The 19,955-nt window shown below is 64.1% G+C and carries 13 protein-coding genes and 2 tRNA genes; 3 read left to right on the top strand and 12 right to left on the bottom strand.

Annotated features, from left to right (window positions below; genetic code table 11):
- Window positions 1–86 precede the first annotated feature (86 nt).
- The 10 genes from MUN81_RS17170 to mltG all read right to left on the bottom strand — a co-directional run bounded on the left by MUN81_RS17170 (window position 87) and on the right by mltG (window position 11,821).
- Entirely contained in the window at window positions 87–5,492 is a 5,406-nt protein-coding gene (locus tag MUN81_RS17170) for a choice-of-anchor D domain-containing protein (protein WP_245112632.1), read from the bottom strand.
- A gap of 162 nt (window positions 5,493–5,654) precedes the next feature.
- Window positions 5,655–6,917 (bottom strand): zinc dependent phospholipase C family protein, encoded by a 1,263-nt coding sequence (locus MUN81_RS17175; RefSeq protein ID WP_245112633.1) that lies wholly within the window; start codon window positions 6,915–6,917, stop codon window positions 5,655–5,657.
- Between the two features lie 71 nt (window positions 6,918–6,988).
- On the bottom strand, window positions 6,989–7,714 hold the full coding sequence (locus MUN81_RS17180; RefSeq protein ID WP_245112635.1) for a DUF92 domain-containing protein: 726 nt from the start codon (window positions 7,712–7,714) through the stop codon (window positions 6,989–6,991).
- Between the two features lie 17 nt (window positions 7,715–7,731).
- Complete coding sequence (locus tag MUN81_RS17185; RefSeq protein WP_245112637.1) at window positions 7,732–8,196, bottom strand: hypothetical protein; 465 nt, start codon at window positions 8,194–8,196, stop codon at window positions 7,732–7,734.
- 86 nt (window positions 8,197–8,282) lie between these two features.
- Window positions 8,283–8,537 (bottom strand): hypothetical protein, encoded by a 255-nt coding sequence (locus tag MUN81_RS17190; RefSeq protein ID WP_245112639.1) that lies wholly within the window; start codon window positions 8,535–8,537, stop codon window positions 8,283–8,285.
- Window positions 8,538–8,690: 153 nt separating this feature from the next.
- Window positions 8,691–8,775: transfer RNA gene (locus MUN81_RS17195), tRNA-Ser, on the bottom strand.
- A gap of 76 nt (window positions 8,776–8,851) precedes the next feature.
- A tRNA-Ser gene (locus MUN81_RS17200) sits at window positions 8,852–8,938 on the bottom strand.
- Between the two features lie 113 nt (window positions 8,939–9,051).
- Window positions 9,052–10,032, bottom strand: coding sequence for a YihY/virulence factor BrkB family protein (locus MUN81_RS17205; RefSeq protein WP_245112641.1), 981 nt, complete (start codon window positions 10,030–10,032; stop codon window positions 9,052–9,054).
- 77 nt (window positions 10,033–10,109) lie between these two features.
- Window positions 10,110–10,601: a thioesterase family protein gene (locus MUN81_RS17210; protein WP_348533142.1), complete on the bottom strand. Its 492-nt coding sequence runs from the start codon at window positions 10,599–10,601 to the stop codon at window positions 10,110–10,112.
- 131 nt (window positions 10,602–10,732) lie between these two features.
- Window positions 10,733–11,821 carry an endolytic transglycosylase MltG gene (gene mltG / locus MUN81_RS17215; protein ID WP_245112644.1) on the bottom strand — a complete coding sequence of 363 codons (1,089 nt, stop codon included), beginning with the start codon at window positions 11,819–11,821 and terminating at the stop codon, window positions 10,733–10,735.
- 204 nt (window positions 11,822–12,025) lie between these two features.
- On the opposite strand from mltG, the gene MUN81_RS17220 reads away from it, so the two are divergent.
- Complete coding sequence (locus tag MUN81_RS17220; protein WP_245112646.1) at window positions 12,026–12,658, top strand: L-threonylcarbamoyladenylate synthase; 633 nt, start codon at window positions 12,026–12,028, stop codon at window positions 12,656–12,658.
- Between the two features lie 193 nt (window positions 12,659–12,851).
- On the opposite strand, the gene MUN81_RS17225 is transcribed toward MUN81_RS17220, so the two are convergent.
- Together MUN81_RS17225 and MUN81_RS17230 are read right to left on the bottom strand one after the other, a co-directional pair.
- Window positions 12,852–13,766: a lysophospholipid acyltransferase family protein gene (locus tag MUN81_RS17225; RefSeq protein ID WP_245112647.1), complete on the bottom strand. Its 915-nt coding sequence runs from the start codon at window positions 13,764–13,766 to the stop codon at window positions 12,852–12,854.
- A 2-nt stretch (window positions 13,767–13,768) separates the two neighbouring features.
- Window positions 13,769–14,638: a hypothetical protein gene (locus MUN81_RS17230; RefSeq protein ID WP_245112649.1), complete on the bottom strand. Its 870-nt coding sequence runs from the start codon at window positions 14,636–14,638 to the stop codon at window positions 13,769–13,771.
- Window positions 14,639–14,792: 154 nt separating this feature from the next.
- Here MUN81_RS17230 and MUN81_RS17235 point away from each other — a divergent pair, with 154 nt between their 5' ends.
- Together MUN81_RS17235 and MUN81_RS17240 are read left to right on the top strand one after the other, a co-directional pair.
- Window positions 14,793–15,209, top strand: a complete 417-nt coding sequence (locus MUN81_RS17235; RefSeq protein WP_245112656.1) for a hypothetical protein — start codon at window positions 14,793–14,795, stop codon at window positions 15,207–15,209.
- A gap of 148 nt (window positions 15,210–15,357) precedes the next feature.
- On the top strand, window positions 15,358–19,851 hold the full coding sequence (locus MUN81_RS17240) for a CusA/CzcA family heavy metal efflux RND transporter (protein WP_245112658.1): 4,494 nt from the start codon (window positions 15,358–15,360) through the stop codon (window positions 19,849–19,851).
- Window positions 19,852–19,955: the final 104 nt, after the last annotated feature.

Here is a 19,955-nt window from a genome sequence, read left to right on the forward strand (position 1 = left end):
GACGAGCAATTGAGTGCCTAAGTACATACAAAAAGGCCGGCCCCACAGCGGGACCGGCCTTTTTTACCAGAGATGGCGCAGCAGGATTACTCCACCACCACCTTGCGCACCACAGGCGTACCGTCGATGCTCAGGCGCAGCGTGTAGACGCCCGCGGCCAGGCCGCGCACGTCAAACTCCTCGCTGATTCCCTGACCGGCCGGGGCACTCAGCTTGCGCGTCAGCACGGTCTGGCCCAGGGCATTCACCAGCGTGGCCGATACCGCGGCCTTGCTGCTCAGCACCGGCAGCTGCAGGCGGAACGAGGTCGAGGCCGGGTTCGGGAACAGCTGTGTTTGGGCGGCCAGGGCTTGGGCGGGCGTAGTAGCCAGCACCCCGGCCGCACGGAATTCCAGCGAGAACCGACCCGGGGCCGTGGTGGCGGCCAGCGTGAAGGCGTAGCTGCTGCCCGTGCTCAGGGCCGTGCGGGTGCCGGTGAGGGCATCTACCAGCGTTACAGTTCCGGTGAAGTTGGCCACGTTGGCAGCCGCAAAGCGGTAGCTGCCGGCCTGCGGCACCTGCACCGCCAGGGGCACGATGACGGCGGCGCTGCCCGGCAGCGGCAGGCCGTTGATGGCCATTTCCTGGCCATTGGCTACCGAGGCCAGGTTGAGGCCGCTGGGGTTAGCCAGCTTGGTGGCGTCGAACTCCGCGTCGCGGCCGGCGGTGGCACCGGCTTCAAAGTACACATAAGCCTCGTCGAGGCCGGTGCTGGCGCCGCTCAGCTGCAGGTGCACCTGCGGGCGCACGTCCACGGTGCCGCGGCCGAAGGCAGGCTGCGGGCCGTAGGTGGCCACGCGGTTGGCGTTGGTCAGGTTCACGGCGCCGGTGCTGCCCTGGGTAGCCACGCGCACGAAATAGCCCGAAGCCGTGGGAATGAGCGAGGAAGCGCCCACGCCGTTGGCGTAGCTGCGGTAGCTGCCGCCGTACTGGCCGCTGCTCTGGAACACGTACATGGCAGCGTCCATGCCGGGGCGCTGGGCAGTGCCCACGGTGCTCCAGTCCAGCGGTGCCGGGTACGGGTTGCCGAGGAACTGCCAGCCGCCATCGGCGCCGGTGTAGGCCAGCGTGCCCGAATTCTGGCTGCCGTTGTTCAGCGTGCCCACAAAATCAATCAGGGCCGTGTTGGGTGCGTTCACGGTGTAGCCGCGGTTCACGGCCATGGCATCGCCGGCGGCGGGCGAGAACCAGCCTTTGTCGAAGCCGACGTAGTTCGAAGTCACCGTGCTCACGCGGCTCTGGTCGTAGCCAAATACCGTGGGGAACTGCGTCACGGTGCTGGGCGTGGGCGACGTGTTATAGGCCGTATTGAACGTGGGCGAGAAGCCCGGCGCAGCCAGGTCGTTCACGGTGGTGTTGCTCACCGGGGCCGAGTAGTGGCGGTAGCCTATGGCGTTGGCGCTGTTGATGTAGCGCTGCACCGTGGCCGTGCCGTTCACCACACTGCCTAGGGTGCCGTTGTCCAGCACGGCCGTGCCGGCAGCCGACGAGAGCAGGGTGAAGGATTGGCCGTTCGTGTTCAGATTGCCAAGCTGCAGGGTCACCTGCTGCGCCACGGCCACGGCCTGGCTCAGGCTCAGGCCGCCAGCGTTGGTCACGCCCAGGGCCGATACCTGCGCGGGCAGGCCGGGGCCCGTCACCTGAGCCACCGTGCCATTATAGATGTAGGCAGCACCTGGGCTATACGTGCGGGTGCCCGACAGGCGAATAGCGCCCAGCGCACCCGTTGTATAAATGCCGGCCGCGTCGCAGATGGCCAGCCCGGCGCCGGATTGCAGCACGAAATTGCCCGCTCCGGTGATGGGCTGGCAGTTCTGAATGAGCAAGCCAGTAGGCTGCACCGTGAGGGTACCGGCCACAGTAAGCGGACCGGCCACAATGGCGTTGCCGCCGGCCGCAATGGTGACGTTGTTGTAATTGCCCGCAATGGGCGTGGGCGAGGTGGGCGTGCCGGAGCTCACCGTCAGGTCGGGCAGCGGGGCGGCCGTGGCGTTGCCACTCAGGTTGATGACGTAGCTCGCCTCGTCGGCGTCGTCGTTGACGAGCGTCACCGAACCGGTGCGCGTGCCGGGCGCCGTGGGCCCGAAGATGAAGCTCAGCGCCAGCGAGCCGCCCGCCTGAACGACATAGGGCGCCGCGCCGGAAGAACCAACGGAAAAGTCGCCCGACGGCACCACGCTACTGATGGTCAGCGGCGCCGAACCGGTATTCAGCACCGTGAAGGCCACCGGGCTGAAGCTGCCCACCGTGGTGCTGGGGAAGCCGCTGAAAGTGCTGCCGCTGGCGTAGCTGGTGCTAGCCTGTTGCACGTCAATTTCCGGGGCGGGCACGGCCGTGCCGTTGCCGGTCAGGTTCACGGTGTAGGTAGCGCCGGTGCTGGCATCGGAAACAATAACGAGCGTGCCGGTGCGTGTGCCCAGCACCGTGGGCGTAAAGGTCACGCTTACGGTAGCCGTGCTGCCGGCCGCTACGGTAGCAGGCGCCGTGCCGCTCACGGCAAAATCGCCCGTGGCGGTAATGCTGCTGATGGTGAGCACGCCCGTTCCGCTGTTAGTGAGCGTGAAGGCCACCGGGGCGCTGGTGGTGGCCAGCGTCTGGTTGCCGAAGGCGTAAGCCGCGCCGTTGCTGGGGTAAGCGGTGCCGTTTTGCGTCACGGCCAAGGTGGCGGTGGGCGCGGCCGTGGTGGTCAGCGTGGCCGCGGCCGACGTGGCGCTCGGGCTGCTGAAGCCTGCGTTGCAGGTCGAAGTAGCCGTCACAGAATAGCTGGTACCGGCCGTGAGGCCCGTAAGCGTCACGGGCGAGGCACCCGATGCCGTGATGGGCGCACCGCCCGCCGTGGGCGTGGCCGTCACGGTGTAGGGCCCCGAGCCGTTCGGGCCGGGGGTTACGGTTACGTCGGCCGTGGTTTGGGCGATGTTGGTGAAAGTGGGCGTGTCGGGGGCGCTGCAGGCCGCCAGCACGGGGTTGGCCGTCACCGAGAGGTCGTCCACGGCCAGGCCGTCGTCGGCGCCGGAGGCATCAGCATCCAGCCACCGAATGAAGAACGTCGCGCCGGGGGCGATGGACAGGCCCGTGATAATACCCGAAACAGCCGTGCGGTTGGCGGCGGCGTTGCCGTCTTTGGCGCCGGTGGTGGCCGTGTTCGGCGTCACAAAATCAAGCGTGTTGAAATCCACGTAAGTCCCGGCATTGACGCCGGTGGCCGTGGTGCTGTACTGGAAATCGAGCTGGTCGGTGCGGCCGGCCGTGCCCAGGCGCCACTCCTCCCCGGTGTAGCTGACGCCCAGGCTGGTGATGGTCTGGCCGGTGTTGTTCACATACTGGGCACCGAAGCGCGAAGTCACCGAACCGCTGAGCACGGTGCCCAGTGCCCGGTCGGTGGGCACGGCCGTGCTGCCGAAGCTGTAGGTATCGCCGGCGTTGGACGAGCCCGTGCCGGCCGAGTAGTTGGTGTCGCCACCGGCTTCAAAAAAGTCGAAGCCCGTGGGCAGGGTGGTTTTGGCTCCGGTGCCGGAAGCCGCCAGACTGTTGAAGTCCTCCGTCACGGGCGTATTCACGGCCGCCAGGCTGATGGGCACCAGCGTAAAGACGCCGGTGGCCGTGAGCGTGCGCGCCGCGGTGACGCCGCTGGGCGTGGTCACCGTTACGGGGTACGTGGCCGTGGCCGACTGCGCCGGCGGCGTGATGCTGGCCGTGAGCGTGGTGCTGCTCACAAACGTGGTGGTCAGCGTAGCGCCGTTGAAGCTCACCGTGGCGCCGTTCACGAAGTTGGTGCCCGTGAAGGTGACCGTAGTGGCCTGCCCGGCCACAATGGAAGCAGGGTTGATGCTGGTGAGGGTGGGTGCCGGCAGCGGGTTCACCGTGAAGGTGGCCGCGGCCGAAGCCCCGCCGCCCGGCGTGGGATTGGTCACCACCACGTTGTAGGTGCCGGCGGTGGCCACGTCGCTGGCCAGAATAGCCGCCGTGAGCTGCGTGGCCGACACGAAGGTCGTCGCCCGGTCTACGCCGTTGAAGCTCACCACCGCGCCGCTCACAAAGCTGCTGCCGTTCACGGTGAGCGTGAAGGCGCCGTCGCCAGCCGTGGCCGAGGCCGGCGCCAGGCTGCTGATGGCCGGGGCGGGGTTCAGCCCTTCCCCTTGCAGGGCAATGGTGTAAGTGCTTTCGTCCTGGTCGTTGCTCGTAACCACGAGCGAGCCCGTGCGGGTACCCGCCGCCGTGGGCGCAAACACCACGCTCACGGTCACGGAGCCGTTGGCGGGCACGGTGGCCGGCGTGGCAAGGCCCGACACCGAAAAGTCGCCCGTGGTCGAAACGCTGCTGATGCTCAGGGCATCGGTGGTACTCAGGTTCTGGATGGTGAACGTCACCGCAGCGCTGGACGCGCCCGTAGCCGTATTGGCAAAGCCGCTGTAAGTGCTACCCGTCAGGAAGGTGATGCCTCCCTGTTGCAGGTTGATTTCGGGGTTGGCCGTGGAGGCCTGCCCCTGCGCGCTCAGGTCGATGACGTACGAGCCCTCGTCGGCGTCGCTGTTGGTGATGGTGAGCGTGCCGGTGCGTGTGCCAGCGGCCGTGGGCGCAAAGCTCACGCTAAACGTGGCCGAACTGCCGGCTGCTACGCTGGTGGGCGCACCGCTCACCGAAAAATCACCGGTGGCCGCGACGCTGCTCACGGTCAGGGCCGTGCCGCCGGTGTTTTCAATGGTGAACGTCTTGGTGTCGACGCTGCCCACGGTGGTGGTGGCAAAGCCGCTGTAGGTGCTGCCCGTGAGGTAAGTCACGGTGCCATCGGTCACGTTAATCTCGGCCGGGGTGGCGCACGGGTTGGCCGTGGTAGCCGAGTTGCGCGGTGCCGCCGCCGCCGCCGTAAAGTCGTTGCCGTTCACGTTGGTGTCGGTGCAGCCGCCGTTGGCGCGCAGGTTGGCGTTGCTGTTGCTGGGGGCCGGAGCCGCCGAGGCGCCCTCGTAGGCCGTGGCCGAGCCCGAGCCCAGGAAGTCGACCACGTTGGCCGAGAACGTGGAGTTGGGGCCCGTGGTGGCGGTGGCCAGGGAGGTGTTGTTCACCAGGGCCACCCGGAAGCCGGTGCCGCCCATGGCAATGGTGCCCGTGGCGTCGGGGGTGGGCAGGTTGGTGGTGCCGCCCGAGCCCGCCGCTTCCTGAATAAGGTAGTATTTGCCGGGCTGAATGGTGCCCGAGAGCGTGGTGGAGTTGGCGGTGGTAAAGGTGCCGGTGGTGCTGGCGTACTGCACGGTCCAGCCCGTCACGTTCACGGCCGTGGTGCCCCGGTTAAACAGCTCAATGAAGTCGTTTTTATATACCGACCCGGAGTTGCCCCCGCCCCCATAGGCTTGGCTGATGACGACCTGGGCCCGCCCCGTCAGGGGCAGCAGCAAAGCCAAGGCATAAAACAGTTTCAGCCAGTGAGCCGGCCGATGATGCGTAAGGAGTTTGCTCATATGGAGAAAGGAAAAGGTGAGAAATAAAGTACTACAGAAGCCATCGGGGAAGCAAGTGCCGAACAGGCGAACGCGCCCAACGGCTGTCCCGCCAGGCACTCGCCAAACTTGCATCTAAAGTAGGTTATATTAGATACACCACCCAGCCCGGTAACGATTCCTTTACTTCAGGGCGCGCAGCTGCTCCAGCGCCTCCTGGGTTTCTTTCTGCTTGCCGGCCTCCTTCTCCTCTTCCGACAGGGGCTTTTTGGGCACGGTGCCATAAAACGCCAGGATGTTCTGGCGGGCCACCGGGTTCAGGTTCTCAAACTTTTTGTTGGCCAGCTTGCGCACCCATTCGCCGTAGGTTTCGTCGGCCAGGCCGTACTCGCCGGCGTGGGTGGGGTGGCCGGTATCAAAGTCGATGTTGGCCAGCGCGAGGGGCGCGGCGGCCGTGTCGGCGGGCTGGCGGGCAATATCGGCGCAGTACTTGGCCATCACCGAGCGGAAGCTGCTGCGGAATATCTTTTCGGCCTCGGGCGTGGGCAGCTTGAAGGCAAACGGCTTGAGCGGCCCGATTTTGGGCAGCACGCGAATGAAGTACGAAATGATGCGCGCCCCAAACCCCGGCCGCTGGTAGTCGTTGCCGTACTCCTTCTGGAAAGCCTTGGGGTGGTTGCGCTCCATGTAGTCGCGCCGCCGGGCGCCGGGGCTCAGCTTCAGAATGTCTTTGCGCTTGTAGTGCCACGCGGCCCGCGCCGCCTGCGGAATGAGCTGGCTCACGGCAAAGCGAAAGCTGGCAATGCTCAGGTCCACGTTCACAATGACCTGGCCCAGCTCCAGGCCGTAGGTTTTCAAAAAGGCCCGTTCCAGGGCCGATTTACTTACTTGAAAACCAATCTTCTGGTGGTAGTCCTGGCTATGGTATTTGCCGCTGGCCAGCTGCACCACATCGAAGGAAAACTCCAGTTGCCCGTGCTGCACTTTGCCCTGCTCGTAGGTCACCACGTCGCCGTACTTGGCCTTCAGGTCGGGGTACACCAGGGGCACGGCGCGGTTGGTGCCTTCGGAGTGGCCGTTGCGGTCGGCGGCGTAGTGAGCCAGCGCGCCCAGGGCAAAGGCGTAGTCGTTGCGGTCCTCGGCTTCGAGCAGCAGGTTGCGCACGAAGTCGCCGGAGCGCACGTAGTGCGTGAGGTTGGTGAACAGCTTCGAGCCGAACGGGTAGTAGCCCATGTCCTGAATGATGGCCCCGCCGTAGGCATAGGCCTTGGCGTCAATCAGCTGCTCCGGGGTCGAGGTCGGATAGCGCTTCAGAATGGCGGGCACCAGACAGCGCTCCCAGGTTGAGTCGATGTTGGCCTCGTGGGTGAGCACGGCGTAGGCGGCCGCGGGACGCGCAGAAAAAGCCAGCCCCAGGGCTAGCAGCAAAAGAGTAAGGCGAGGCATGGACTAAGGCTAAGCACAACGTTAGGTGCCTGCAACGACAAACGGGCCCGCGCCGTTGTCAGCGGCGCTGCTCAGGCGCTTGCCAGCCACCACAGCCCGGCCGCCACCAGCGCCCCCACCAGCGTGTTGAGCAAGTTCACCGCGTTGTTGGGCAGCAGCCCTCGGCGCTCCAGCGTGGCCCCCAGCACCGAGTCGGCCAGGTTGCCGGCCGTGCCGGCCACCAGCAGCCAGCCCACCCACGGCCCCCACCCACCGCCGAGGCAATACGCGCCGGCAATGACTGCGCTGCCCGCCAGGCCCAGCAGCGTGCCTTCAAGGCTCACCACGCCGTTTTCACCCCGGGCATCGGGCCGAAACGTGAGGATGTTGTAATACCGGCGCCCATACACGTTGCCCAGCTCCGACGACAGCGTATCGGCGGTGGCCGCGGCAAAGGCCCCGGCCAGCATCAGCTGTCCCAGCGGCGCGAAGGCCGGAAAGGCACCGCTCAGCAGGCCCAGTGCACCCGCCACGCCGGCGTTGGCCAGCACCTGCCCGGCCGTGCGGCGGCCCTTATTTTCCTCGGCCAGGCCCAGCCGGTGCTTGTCGGCCACCCGCCAGCCCGAGGCCGCCGTACCCAGCCCGAAAAACAGCGCCAGCAGCCCCAGCCCCACAAAGCCCGCCCCCCAGTAAATGGCCAGGCCCACGGCCCCGCCCAGCCACACGCCCGCCGGCGTCAGCTTGCCGGTTCGGGCCGCGTAGCCCATGCCCACCGCCAGAAAAAATGCCACCAGGGCCAGTTGCCACGCCTGCGTCATGTATACAGAGTAGCCGCTTACAGCAGGCCCGGCAGCCCTTTCACATTCAGGCGAGCAAACTTCTGCACCCGCGCAAACCGCGCCGTGGTTTCGGCCAGCTCTTCGTCCTTGGGTAAAGACGCGGGCACGTCGGTGTGCAGCCGCGCAAACACGGCAGCCGCAATGTCCATGTAGCCGAGCAGCAGCAGATACAGCTGCTTTTTCTCGTCTTCGGCGTAGCCTTTCTGCCGAATGGCCTTCGTCAGGGTATCGAGCTGGTTGGTTTCGTCGGTAAACAAGTCGCGCAGGGTCCGCCGATGCTGCCCGTACAGGTCCAGCTCTTCAGCCGTGGCCGCCGAGGCCGCAAACGGAAACGTCCCAGCGGCAAAGGCCACGCCCCCGGCAAAAGCGGCTTCAGCCTCGTACACGGCGGCCAGGTGCTTTTGCAGGCTGGTCCACAGCCCCGTCCGGGCTTTGTCGAAGGCAGAAAGGTCGTTATTCATGTGGGGAAAGCAATTAAAACGGTGAATCAACAAAAAGAGGCGCTTCTTCTGCAAGAAGCGCCTCCTTTCAACGGGGTAACCGGTGCTTAGGCGTTTTTCTTCGGCCGGCCGGGCTTTTTGGCGCCGCCTTCGGCGGGCGCTTTGGGCGTCCGGGGCTTGCGGGTGCGCGGCGTCGACACGTAGCCGTCGGCCAGTACGGCTTCCATCTCACCCAACGACGCCTGCAGGGCGCCCAGGGCGGTGGTCACCTTGCGCAGGGCGCGCTTCAGGTCAGCTTTTACCGCGTCGGCTTGTTGCGCCGATTCCACGACTTTCTGGAATTCATCAAAGTTTAAGGCCATATGCAGCAAATAATGAAGTGTGGCCAAAGATAGAATGCCATCGATATACTTGCACGGCCTGCCAACCGGAACTCCACCCGCAGCATAAGTAGAAATCCTACCCGGCTACAAAGCAAAAGCCCCGTTTCTAGCCTAGAAACGGGGCTTTGGGCGTAGAGAGCGAGGGATTCGAACCCCCGGAGGTTTAACCCTCAACGGTTTTCAAGACCGCCGCAATCGACCACTCTGCCAGCTCTCTGGGGCAATTGTGTAGCGCGCTGTGGTAAGCTTGGGCAACAAAAAAGGCTTTTTCCAGCGCAGAAAAAGCCTTTTTGTAGAGAAGGGGGGATTCGAACCCCCGATACCGTTGCCGGTATAACGGTTTTCGAAACCGTCGCATTCGACCACTCTGCCACCTCTCTATACAGGCCCCCGAGTGATTGGGGAGTGCAAAAGTAGAAAGGAATGCGGAATGAAAAACCAGGAGCGAAGAAAAAATTTCACACTTTTTCCTATTCCATTCAGAATCAATTCCTCACTCCTCGTTCCGCATTCGCAGCTGCTCGCGCATCATTTGCCGGCGGCGGCCGGTGATGGCGTCCATGCTCACGTTCACTTCGAAGCCGATAATCAGTGTCATGCACACAAATTCCAGCCACACCATGAAGCCCACCAGCGCCCCAATGGAGCCGTAAAAGGTGTTGTAGGAATTGAAGATGCGCACGTAGAGCGTGAACAGGAACGACACTAGAAAGATGAGCAGCGTGGCCACCACGGCCCCGGCCGAGAGCAGCGGCCACTTGTCGTGCACGGGCGGTACGAAGTAGTAAATCACACAGGTCGTGCTCAAAAACAGGCCCACCAGCGAGCCGTACCGAATAAGCGTGAGCACCAAATCGGTGAACCGCTCGGGCACGATTTCATAGAATACCAGCCCGTCAATCAGGTAGGTGCCAAAGAAAATACCGGTGATGGCCAGCACCAGTATCAGCGACAGCACGAAGGTGAGTGCCGTGGCAATCATGCGCTTGCGCAGATAGCTGCGGTGCTTAAACCACGGGTACTTCTTCTCGAAAGCATCGAGCAGCGCCATGATGCCGTTGGAGCTGAGCACCAGCGCGGTGCCAAAACCGAACGAAAGCAGGCCGCCGTGCGGAATGTTCACGATGTCCTCGATGGTGGAGGCGGTGGCCGCGTACAGCTCGTGCGGCATGAAATCGGCCAGAAACTGCAGAATGTCCACGTTCAGGTTCGGCACGGGAATGTACGGAATAAGCGTGAACAGGAAAATGATGGTCGGGAACAGGGCTACCGTGAGGTTGAAGGCCATATAGGCGGCGCGCTTTTCCAGCGAGTCGAGCCGCAGCTCGTGCAGGATGCGGTCCAGAATGTCGTAGACCGAGGCCTGGCCGCCGGGCAGCCGCAGCCGTTTCAGGCCCACAATCAGCCGCCGGTAGGTGCGCTGGCGGCGCACATCCGGAAAGCGGGCTCGGCTGATGGCGGCAGGGGCTTTCAAGGGACAGTTAACAGTTATCAGTGAACAATATCAGCTGCGAAAAGCGCTTTACTAACGGTTAACTGTTCGCAGCTTTTCTATTTCCGAAACGCGGCCGGTGCGGGCGCGTCGGGCAGGATGGCGCCGGGCTTGGGCAGCACCGGGCTTTCGAGGTCGTCGTCGCTAAAATACGGCGCCAGCTGCTGCTGGATGCTTTCGGGGATGGACACGGGCCGGCCGGTGGTGGTTTTCACAAACACCATGAGTGTGTGGCCTTCGGTGAGCAGCTCTTGGGCTTCGTTATAAATCTCATAATCAAACAGCACGCGCGTGCCTTCAGGCGGCTGGCGCAGCAGCAGGCGCACCGTGAGCAGGTCGTCGTAGCGCGCGGGCCGGCGGAAGCGGGTGCGCAGCTCCCCCACCGGCATGCCCACGCCGTCGGCTTCCAGCTCCTTATAGCTGATGCCGAGCTTGCGAAAGGCCTCGGTGCGGGCCACTTCGAAATAGGCCGCGTAGTTGCCGTGGTAGACGTAGCCCATCTGGTCGGTTTCGGCGTAGCGCACGCGGATTTGGATGTCAGATTGATACATTTTTGGTAATTAACTGAACGTCATGCAGAGCGCAGCGAAGCATCTTGCCCGCTACCAGTAATTCTGTCGATTGGATTGCTTCCTGCGGGCAAGATGCTTCGCTGCGCTCTGCATGACGTTCTAATATTAAGTTATTTAATCCCGGCCCGGTTCAGCGCGGCTTGGTAGCGGCGGGCATTGGCAATGTGCTCCGTCTCGTTGGTAGCAAACGCGTGGTAGCCGCTGAAGTCTTCCTTGGCGCAGAAATACAGATAGTTGTTGCTTTCCGGCTTCAGCACCGCGTCGATGCTGGCAATGCTGGGCAGGTTGATGGGGCCGGGCGGCAGGCCGTTGTACTTATAGGTGTTGTATGGCGAGTCTTTTTGCAGGTGCACGTTGAGCACGCGCTTGATGGTGAAGTCGCGGTTGGCGTACACCACGGTGGGGTCGGCCTGCAGCTTCATGCCGCGCTTGAGGCGGTTGAGGTACACACCGGCGATGCGGGGGCGCTCGTCGGCGTGCTGCTGCTGCTCGGCTTCCACAATGCTGGCCAGGGTGCTTACCTGGGCGCGGGTGAGGCCCAGCTTTTCGCGTTGGGCGTCGCGGGCAGGCGTCCAGAACTGCTCGTAGGCGGTTTTCATGCGCTGCATCAGGCGCCTGGCCGAGGTGTTCCAGTACGTGTCGTAGGTGTTCGGAATGAACATGGTGAGCACCGTGGTGGTGTCGAAACCCAGGCTCTTGGTGTAGGCGGGGTCGCGCAGCAGCGAGTCGAGGCGGGCGGCGGGCACGTCGACCTGGCTGGCCAGCTTGGTCACCAGTTCGTTGCGCAGGCGCACCGTGTTGAAGGTGAGCTTCACCGGCGACTGCGAGCCGCTCTTGAGCACGTTGATGAGCTGGCGGTTGGTGAAGCCGTCCTTCAGCTCGTAGTTGCCGGGCTTCACGGCGCCGGGCTGGTCGTACTTCATCAGCCGGGCCACGAAGTGCAGCGAGAGCTTATCCACCACGGCGCCGGTTTTGTCGATGGCGCCCAAAGCCGTCTTCCAATCGGCGCCGCGCGGTATCACCACGTAGGTGGGCTTGCCCTTGGTTTCGATGTTGGCGGTGAAAAACACCTGGTAGAAATAGTAGGAAAAACACACCAGCGCCAGCGTGAAAACGATGCTGACGACGCCCCAGCGCCGGCGGCGCTTCAGGGCTTGGTTGCGGTAGTCGAGGGCCGTCTTTTTGGCAGGCTGGGACATGGGAATGACGAAGAATTGCGAGGGAGCGGCGTCAAAAGTACGAAGCCCGGCAACCCGGACGCGCGGGCCGGGCGTAGTTGGTTCGTTTCGGCCGGGCGTAGTACCTTGCCCGCCCCTACGGCTTGGCCGGCCCCGCGCCGCCGCCCGGGGCTGTCCATCGCCGGCCGCGGCTGGCCTTCACGCTTTCATTCCCCACCTCACCCCATGCCCGCCACTCTTCTTCGCATTCACCCCGAAAATCCGCCGCAAAACCGTATTCAGCAAGCCGTTGAAGTGCTGCGCAAAGGGGGAGTCATTATTTACCCCACCGATACCGTGTACGGCATCGGCTGCGACGTAACCAATGCCAAAGCTGTGGAGCGTGTGTGCCGCATCAAAGGCATTCACCCCGAAAAGGCCAACCTGAGCTTCATCTGCTACGACCTGTCGCACATCTCCGACTACGCCCACGGCATCACCACCGCCACTTATAAAGTCATCAAGAAAGCCCTGCCCGGCCCCTTCACCTTTTTGTTTGAAGCCAGCGCCAACGCCCCCCGTTTCGGCGGCGTGAAGCGCAAAACCGTCGGCATCCGCGTGCCCGACAACCAAATTATCCGCCAGCTGGTGAAGGAATTGGGCAACCCCATCGTGAGCACCTCGGTGCGCGAAAGCGAGGAAACCTTGGAAGAATACGTGACCGACCCGGACCTGATTTACGAGAAGTACCGCCTGCTCGTGGACCTCGTCATCGACGGCGGTTTCGGCGGCAACACCCCCAGCACCATCGTCGACTGCATCAACGACGAGTTTGAAATCGTGCGCGAAGGTGCCGGCGACATCGAGCCGTATCTGTAGGCACCTGTCATTACGAGGCGGCCCGACAAAGCAATCCGTCTTCTCTCAGCGACGAACCTTAATAACATAGAAAGCCCCGGCTCTGCAGTAGAGTCGGGGCTTTTTGTTTAAATAGGTTTGGTCACATCTAGGACTTTTCTGCATCGAGAGGAAAGATTGTTACGCTGCGCTTGCAATGACAAACGGGTCTCCCCTACCGCTTGTGTTTCCAGCGGCGGTGCGTCCAGAGGTACTGCTCCGGCGAGGCGCGCATGTCTTTTTCCAACTGCCGGGCAAAAGCTTCCGTCACCGGGAACGTGCCGGCGGGTGCGGTGGCCGCCTCCCGGCCATCGGGCAGCTCGGTAAAGGTCACTTCGTAGTACCCGCGCCGCACTCGCCGGATGCCCACGTAGAGCACCGCGCAGTCGAGCTGCACGGCCAGCCGGTCGGCGCTGGTGTAGAAGCTGGTATCCTGGTGCAGGAAGTCGGTCCAATAAGGCCGGTCTTCTGGGCCGGCGGCCTGGTCGGTCAGCAGGCTTAGGGTGTGCCCCTGGCCTTTGTGGGCCACCAGGTACCGGAGCGTGGCGAGCATGGGCACGGCATCGGCCCCCAGGCGGGTGCGCAGGCGCCGCATGAAGCTCTCGAAAAACAAATTGTTGAGCGGCTTGTACACGCCCGCCGCCCGGCCCGGAAACTCCAGCGCGGCGCCGCTCAGTATCCATTCCCAGTTGCCCATGTGCGAGCCCAGCGACAGCACCAGGCGCTTGTCGGCGAAGTGGCGCGTCATCAGTTCGGGGTTCACAAAGCGCATGCGCTGGGCCAGCTCGGCGGGCGAGATGGCGGCCAACTTCAAAATCTCTACCACCACCTGCGAAAAGTGGCGGTAGAACGCCTTGCCGGTGCGCTCAATTTCGGCCGGGCTTTGTTCTGGGAATGAGTTGCGCAGGTTTTCCGTCACCACGCGCCAGCGGTAGCGCACCACGTAGGCCAACAGGAAATAGATGAACTCCGCCAGCCCGTAGAGCACCGCCAGCGGCAGATGCGCCAAGCCCAGCAGCAGCCAGCGCAGCGGCTCAAAGTACCAGGCATAAGGCCGGCCGGTGCCGGAAAGAGCGCCTTTGGTGGCCATGCTTAGCGGGGTACTGCTGCGCCGCCGGGCGCAAATTCGGCCGAGGCCCGCTGGCCAATGGCGCGATGACCGGCCAGCAATTTCTTGTTGCCGGGCCCGCCGTATACTTCAATGAAGAGCGTAAACGGCCCGTCGGGCAGCGGCCCCAGCGGCATTTGCCCCGCGATGGTGGTGGGGCGGCCCGACTGCGGGGTGAGCGAGGCGTCGGCGTCGGCGGCCGAGCCGTCGGGCGTGGTGAGGTGGTAGTGCACGCGCAGGGGCTGGCCCTGGGGCGCGTTGTGCAGCTCCGTGTAGAAGAAGATGTTGTCGGCGCCGCGGCCGTAGGTGCCGCCCGGCGCGCGGGTGAGGCGGTAGCCGCCGCGGGCAAAGTTGTCGTCGCCGCCGCTCTTGGCGGCCGGGCGCGCCAGCAGCACCACGTCGCTCAGGAAAGGCCCGGCCGGCGCTTCCAGCACCAGCGGTTTTTCCACGGTGGTTTCGCCGTTGGCGCTGCGGTACTGGTCTTTCACGGTGCCGCGCAGGGTGTACTTGCCATCGGGCAAGAGAATGCGCTTGAGAAAGCTCTGCGGGTTTTTGATGGCAATGGTGGTGTCGTTGAGCACCGGTGGCTTCAGCGTCACCACCTCGTGGTAGGCCGAGCTACCGTCGGCTTTCAGCACGTCGAGCGTAACGGTGGCCGCCGATTGAAACGAGCGGGGCGCCCGCTGCCGGTAAGTGAGCGGCTGGGTGGGCACGGTCACGTAGATTTCAACCTCGGCGCCTTTCACCACTTTGTCAATGTTGCGAAAGCGGGCGACGTCGAGAAGCAGTTGCGGCGGCCCGGCCTGAGCGGCCAGCGCGGTGAAGCTGATAAGGAAAGCAAGGAAGAAGCGCATGGGGCAAAAGTACGGCGGGTGCAGGGGAGACGTTGGGAATGGCAGAACGTCATGCCGAGCGTAGCCGAGGCATGACGTTCTTTTAGCCCAGCGCTCTATTTTTGTGCCAGCCTCGCGCCAAACATTTCCCTGCTCCGGCCGTTTCTCTCCCGCCATGCGCTCCACCCTCGCCTTCTTTCTGGGAATACTGATGCTGCTCGGCAGCTTCGTGCCCGAGAATGACCTGGGCGAGCTGGCCAAGCTGCCGGAACTGGTGAAGCATTACGAGTACCACCACTCGGCCGCGGGCGGCGGGCTGAATTTTGGCCAGTTCATTGCCGAGCACTACGGCGCCGGCACCAAGCACTACGCCGGGTGCAGCCTCTCGCCGCGCCACCAGCAAGACCACCACAACCTGCCCCTGCGCTGCCACCACGGCTGCGTGCAGCTCAGCTTCGTGGTCGCGCCCGTGACGCGGCTGGTGCTAGTGGCCCAGCCTGCTACGGCCGTGGTACGGGCTTACCGTGCCGCCGTTGCGCCGCGCTATGCCTTCCGCATCAGCAGCTCGCTGGGCCAGCCGCCCCGAGCCTAATCCGCCCGCGCCCCCGGACGCAGTGTGCCCACGCCCCAGCCGGCGTCGGCCCCGAACTCCGGCCCCTCTCCTCTTTTATTGGATTAGCAGCCCTTCCCGGCCGGCTCAATAGCCGCGCTCGGGACGGGCCGTATTGCACCGTATTCGCATGCTTTCGGCGATTATCAATTTTAGCATCCGCAACAAGATATTGGTGGCCCTGATGCTGGCCGGCCTCGTGGCCTGGGGCGTGTTCTCGGCCGCCAGCCTGCCGCTCGACGCCATTCCGGACGTCACCAACAACCAGGTTCAGGTCATTACCCAAAGCCCCGCACTGGCGGCGCAGGAGGTGGAGCAGCTCATCACCGTGCCGCTCGAATTACAGCTGCGCACCATCCCGGGCGTCACGGAAATCCGCTCAATTTCCCGCTTCGGGCTGTCTGTAATTACCGTGGTGTTTGAGGAAGATGTGGACACCTACCACACCCGCCAGCTGGTGGCCGAGAAGCTGAAAGTGGCCGAAGCCGACCTCGGTCAGGGCCTGGGTGCGCCGGGCATGGCGCCCATCACCACTGGCCTGGGCGAGATTTACCAGTACACCATCAAAGTCCAGAAGGGCTATGAGAAGCAGTACGGCCTGGCCCAGCTGCGCGAAATCCAGGACTGGCTGGTGAAGCGCCGCCTGGCCGGCGTGAACGGCGTGGTTGACGTGAGCAGCTTCGGCGGCTACGTGCGCGAGTACGAGGTGAGCGTGGACCCCGCCCGCCTGGCCGGCGCGGGCGTGAGCATGGCCGAGCTTTACGAAGCCCTGCAAGCCAACAACGGCAACGCCGGCGGCAGCTACCTCGAACGCGGCCCGCGGGCGTTTTTCATTCGGGGCGAAGGCCGGGCCACGTCGTTGCAGGACATCGGCAACATTGTGGTGAAGCCGGTGGGCACGCCCGGCCGGGGCGGCGCGCCGCTGCTGGTGCGCGACGTGGCGGCCGTGCGCTTCGGCCACGCCGTGCGCTACGGGGCCATGAACCGCGACGGCCTCGGCGAAACCGTGGGTGGCGTGGTGCTTATGCTGAAAGGCGCCAGCTCCGAAGCCACCATCAAAAACGTGAAGGCGCGGGTAGCCGAAATTCAGCAAACGCTGCCGAAGGGTCTGGTCATTGAGCCCTTTCTCGACCGTACCAAGCTGGTGGACAAGGCCATTCATACAGTAGTTAAAAACCTGATTGAGGGCGGGATTATCGTGATTGTGGTACTGCTGCTGCTGCTCGGCAATCTGCGGGCCGGGCTGGTGGTGGCGGGCATGATTCCGCTGTGCATGCTCTTCGCGCTGGGCATGATGAAGACCTTCGGCGTATCGGCTAACCTGATGAGCCTGGGGGCGTTGGACTTTGGACTTATCGTGGATGGGGCCGTGATTATCGTGGAGGCTGTCATCGCCCACCTGCTACACGAGCGCCTCAAAGCCGCCCACGAAACCATGGACGACATTACCGAAGGCGTCACCAACCGGCTCATGAAATCGGCCCTGTTCGGTCAGCTCATCATTCTGATTGTGTATTTGCCCATTCTCTCGCTCACGGGTGTGGAGGGCAAGATGTTCCGGCCCATGGCCCTCACCGTGAGCTTCGCCATTGTGGGCGCCATGCTCATGTGCCTCACCTACGTGCCGGCCGTCACGGCCTGGGCGCTGAAGAAGAACATCAGCGAGAAGCCTAACCTGGCCGACCGCATTGTTGGCTTTCTGCACCGCGGCTACGCCCCCATTATTCGGGCGGCGCTGGGGGCACGCTGGCTGGTGGTGGGCGTGGCCGTGGGCCTGCTGGCACTGGGCGGCTTCGTGTTTTCGCGGCTGGGCGGCGAGTTTATTCCGCAGCTCGATGAGGGCGACTTCGCCATGAATGTGACGCTGGCCCCGGGCTCGTCGCTCGACGAAAGCATCTTGCTCACCACGCGCATTCAGCACATTCTGAAAAGCCAGTTTCCGGAAGTGTTGCAGGTAGTGGGGAAAATCGGCACGTCGGAAATCCCCACCGACCCGATGTCGCTGGAAGACAGCGACCAGATGATTATTCTGAAAGACCACGCCGAATGGACCAGCGCCCAGACCCGCGAAGAGTTGGCCAACAAGATGCAAAAGGCCCTGGCCGGCGTACCCGGCGTGAGCCTGGAGTTTCAGCAGCCCATCCAGATGCGGTTTAACGAGCTGATTTCGGGTGTGAAGTCGGATGTGTCGGTGAAGATTTACGGCGATGACCTCGACGTGCTGAAGGAAAAGGCCGACGAAGCCGCCGCCCTCATCCGCCCGTTGCAGGGCGTGGGCGACATTAAAGTGGAGCAGATTATCGGCCTGCCGCAGCTGCGCGTGAGCTACGACCGCGCCAAGCTGGCCCAGTACGGCCTGCGCGTGATGGACCTCAACACGCTCCTGCAAACCGCTTTCGCGGGCCAGACCACCGGCCAGGTGTACGAAGGCGAGCGCCGCTTCGACCTCGTGCTGCGCCTCGACTCGCTGCACCGCCGCGGGGCCGACGACCTCAACCAGCTCCTGGTGTCGCTGCCCGACGGCAACCAGATTCCGCTGGCCGAAGTCGCCACCGTGGCCCTGAAACCCGCCCCGGCCCAGATTTCGCGCGACGACGCCCGCCGCCGCGTCAACATCGGTGTGAACGTGCGCGGGCGCGACGTGCAAAGCCTCGTGCAGGACATTCAGGGCAAGCTCAAAACGGGCCTGCAACTGCCCGCCGGCTACAGTATTGAATACGGCGGCCAGTTCGAAAACCTGAACCACGCCAAAGACCGGCTGGCCATTGCCGTGCCGGTGTCGTTGGTGCTCATTTTCATGCTGTTGTTCCTGGCATTCCGCTCGGTGAAGGAGGCGCTGCTGATTTTCACGGGCATTCCGCTGGCGGCCATTGGCGGGGTGCTGGCCTTGTGGCTGCGCGGCATGCCGTTCAGCATTTCGGCCGGCGTGGGCTTTATCGCGCTGTTTGGCGTGGCGGTGCTGAACGGGATTGTACTGGTTGCCAGCCTGAACGAGTTGGCCACGGCCGGCGTGAAGAAAATCCACGAGCGGGTGCTGCGTGCTACCGAGGAGCGGTTCCGGCCGGTGCTGCTTACGGCCTCGGTGGCCTCGCTGGGCTTTTTGCCGATGGCGCTGTCGGGCTCGGCCGGGGCGGAGGTGCAGAAGCCGCTGGCCACCGTCGTTATCGGCGGGCTGATTACGGCCACGCTGCTCACGCTGGTGGTGCTGCCGGTGCTCTACACCTTCTTCGTGGATGACGACGAGCCCAGTCCCGAGGTGGCCGCTGAAGAAGCGGAAGAAGCTAAGCGGCAGGAGGAAACCGGCGGCGAGCCCGCCAATGAAACGGATAAAACGCCCGTTGCCAAAGCCTCTGACGCGGCGGGAGAAACCCAAGCAGCAGGTGCGACAAGAGCAGCAGGCGGTACCATCATAATGCTATTGCTGCTAGCCTCCATGGCCCTGTGGCCGGCTAGTGCCCACGCCCAGAAAGCGCCCACCAACTCCCAGCTCAGCCTGGCGCAAGCCCTGAGCACTGGCCTGGCGCAAAGTCCGCTAGTGCAGTCGGCCACCCTGCAGGCCCAGCAGCAGCAGGCCCTCACCCGCACCGGCTACGACCTGCCGCGTCTGGTGCTCGACTACCAGTATGGCCAGATTTCGGGCTCGCTGGCCGACCACAGCTTCAACATCCTGCAGCAGTCGGCTTTCCCCACCGTGTATGGTGCCCAGCGCCAGGTGCTACAAACCACGGCCGAGGCCGGGACCATCCGGGCCCGCGCCCAGCGCCGGGAGCTGAGCCGCAGCATCCGCTCGGGCTACTATAATCTGCTGGTGACGTATCGCCTCGCGGCCCTGCTGCGTCGGCAGGACAGCCTGTACCAGCGCGCCGCCCGGGCCGCCCGCATCCGCTACCAAGTGGGCGAAACCAACCGCTTGGAGCAGGTGTCGGCCGAAGCGCGCAGCCGCGAGCTGCAAAACCGCCTCGCCACCCTGCGCTCCGAGCTGCTGGTGCAGCGCCGCCAGTTGGGCCTGCTGCTGGGCCAGTCCGGCTTGGCCGACATCGACACAACCGCCAGCCCCCGCGCCGTGCTGCTACCCGCCGACACGGCCGCCCTCACGCCCGCCACCAACCCCACGCTGGCCCTCTACCAGCAGCAGCTCACCCTCAGCCAGCAGCAAACCCGCCTCGAAAAGCTGCGCCGCCTGCCCGACCTGCGCGCCGGCTACTTCAACCAGACCATCAACCAGGAGCGCGGCTTCAACGTGGCGCAGGCCGGCATTGCGGTGCCACTGCTCGGCGGGGCGCAACGGGCCCGCATCGCCGCCGCCAAAATCGGCGAAGAAGCCGCCCAGGTGCAGCTGAGCTACGCCAACACGCAGTTCGGCACCCAACTCAGCACCCTGCGCCAGCAGCTGGCCCGCGCCCAGGCTTCGCTGCTCTACTACGAGAACTACGCCCTGCCGCAAGCCCGCCTCATTCTTGACACGGCCGAAAAAAGCCGCCGCGCCGGCGATATCGAGTACGTGGAATACGTGGTGAACACCCAGCCCGCTTGGCAGATTCAGGAAGCATATTTCGAGCAGCTCCGGCAATACAACGAACTGGTGGCCAATATTCAGGCATTGGCCGGAGCAGACGCGCAGTAAGGCCGTCATGCAGAGCGCAGCGAAGCATCTCGCGTGCCGCCTAATCACTTGATTTACCATTGCACGCGAGATGCTTCGCTGCGCTCTGCATGACCGGCAGAATA

The organism is Hymenobacter sp. 5317J-9 (assembly GCF_022921075.1).
Lineage (GTDB): Bacteria > Bacteroidota > Bacteroidia > Cytophagales > Hymenobacteraceae > Hymenobacter.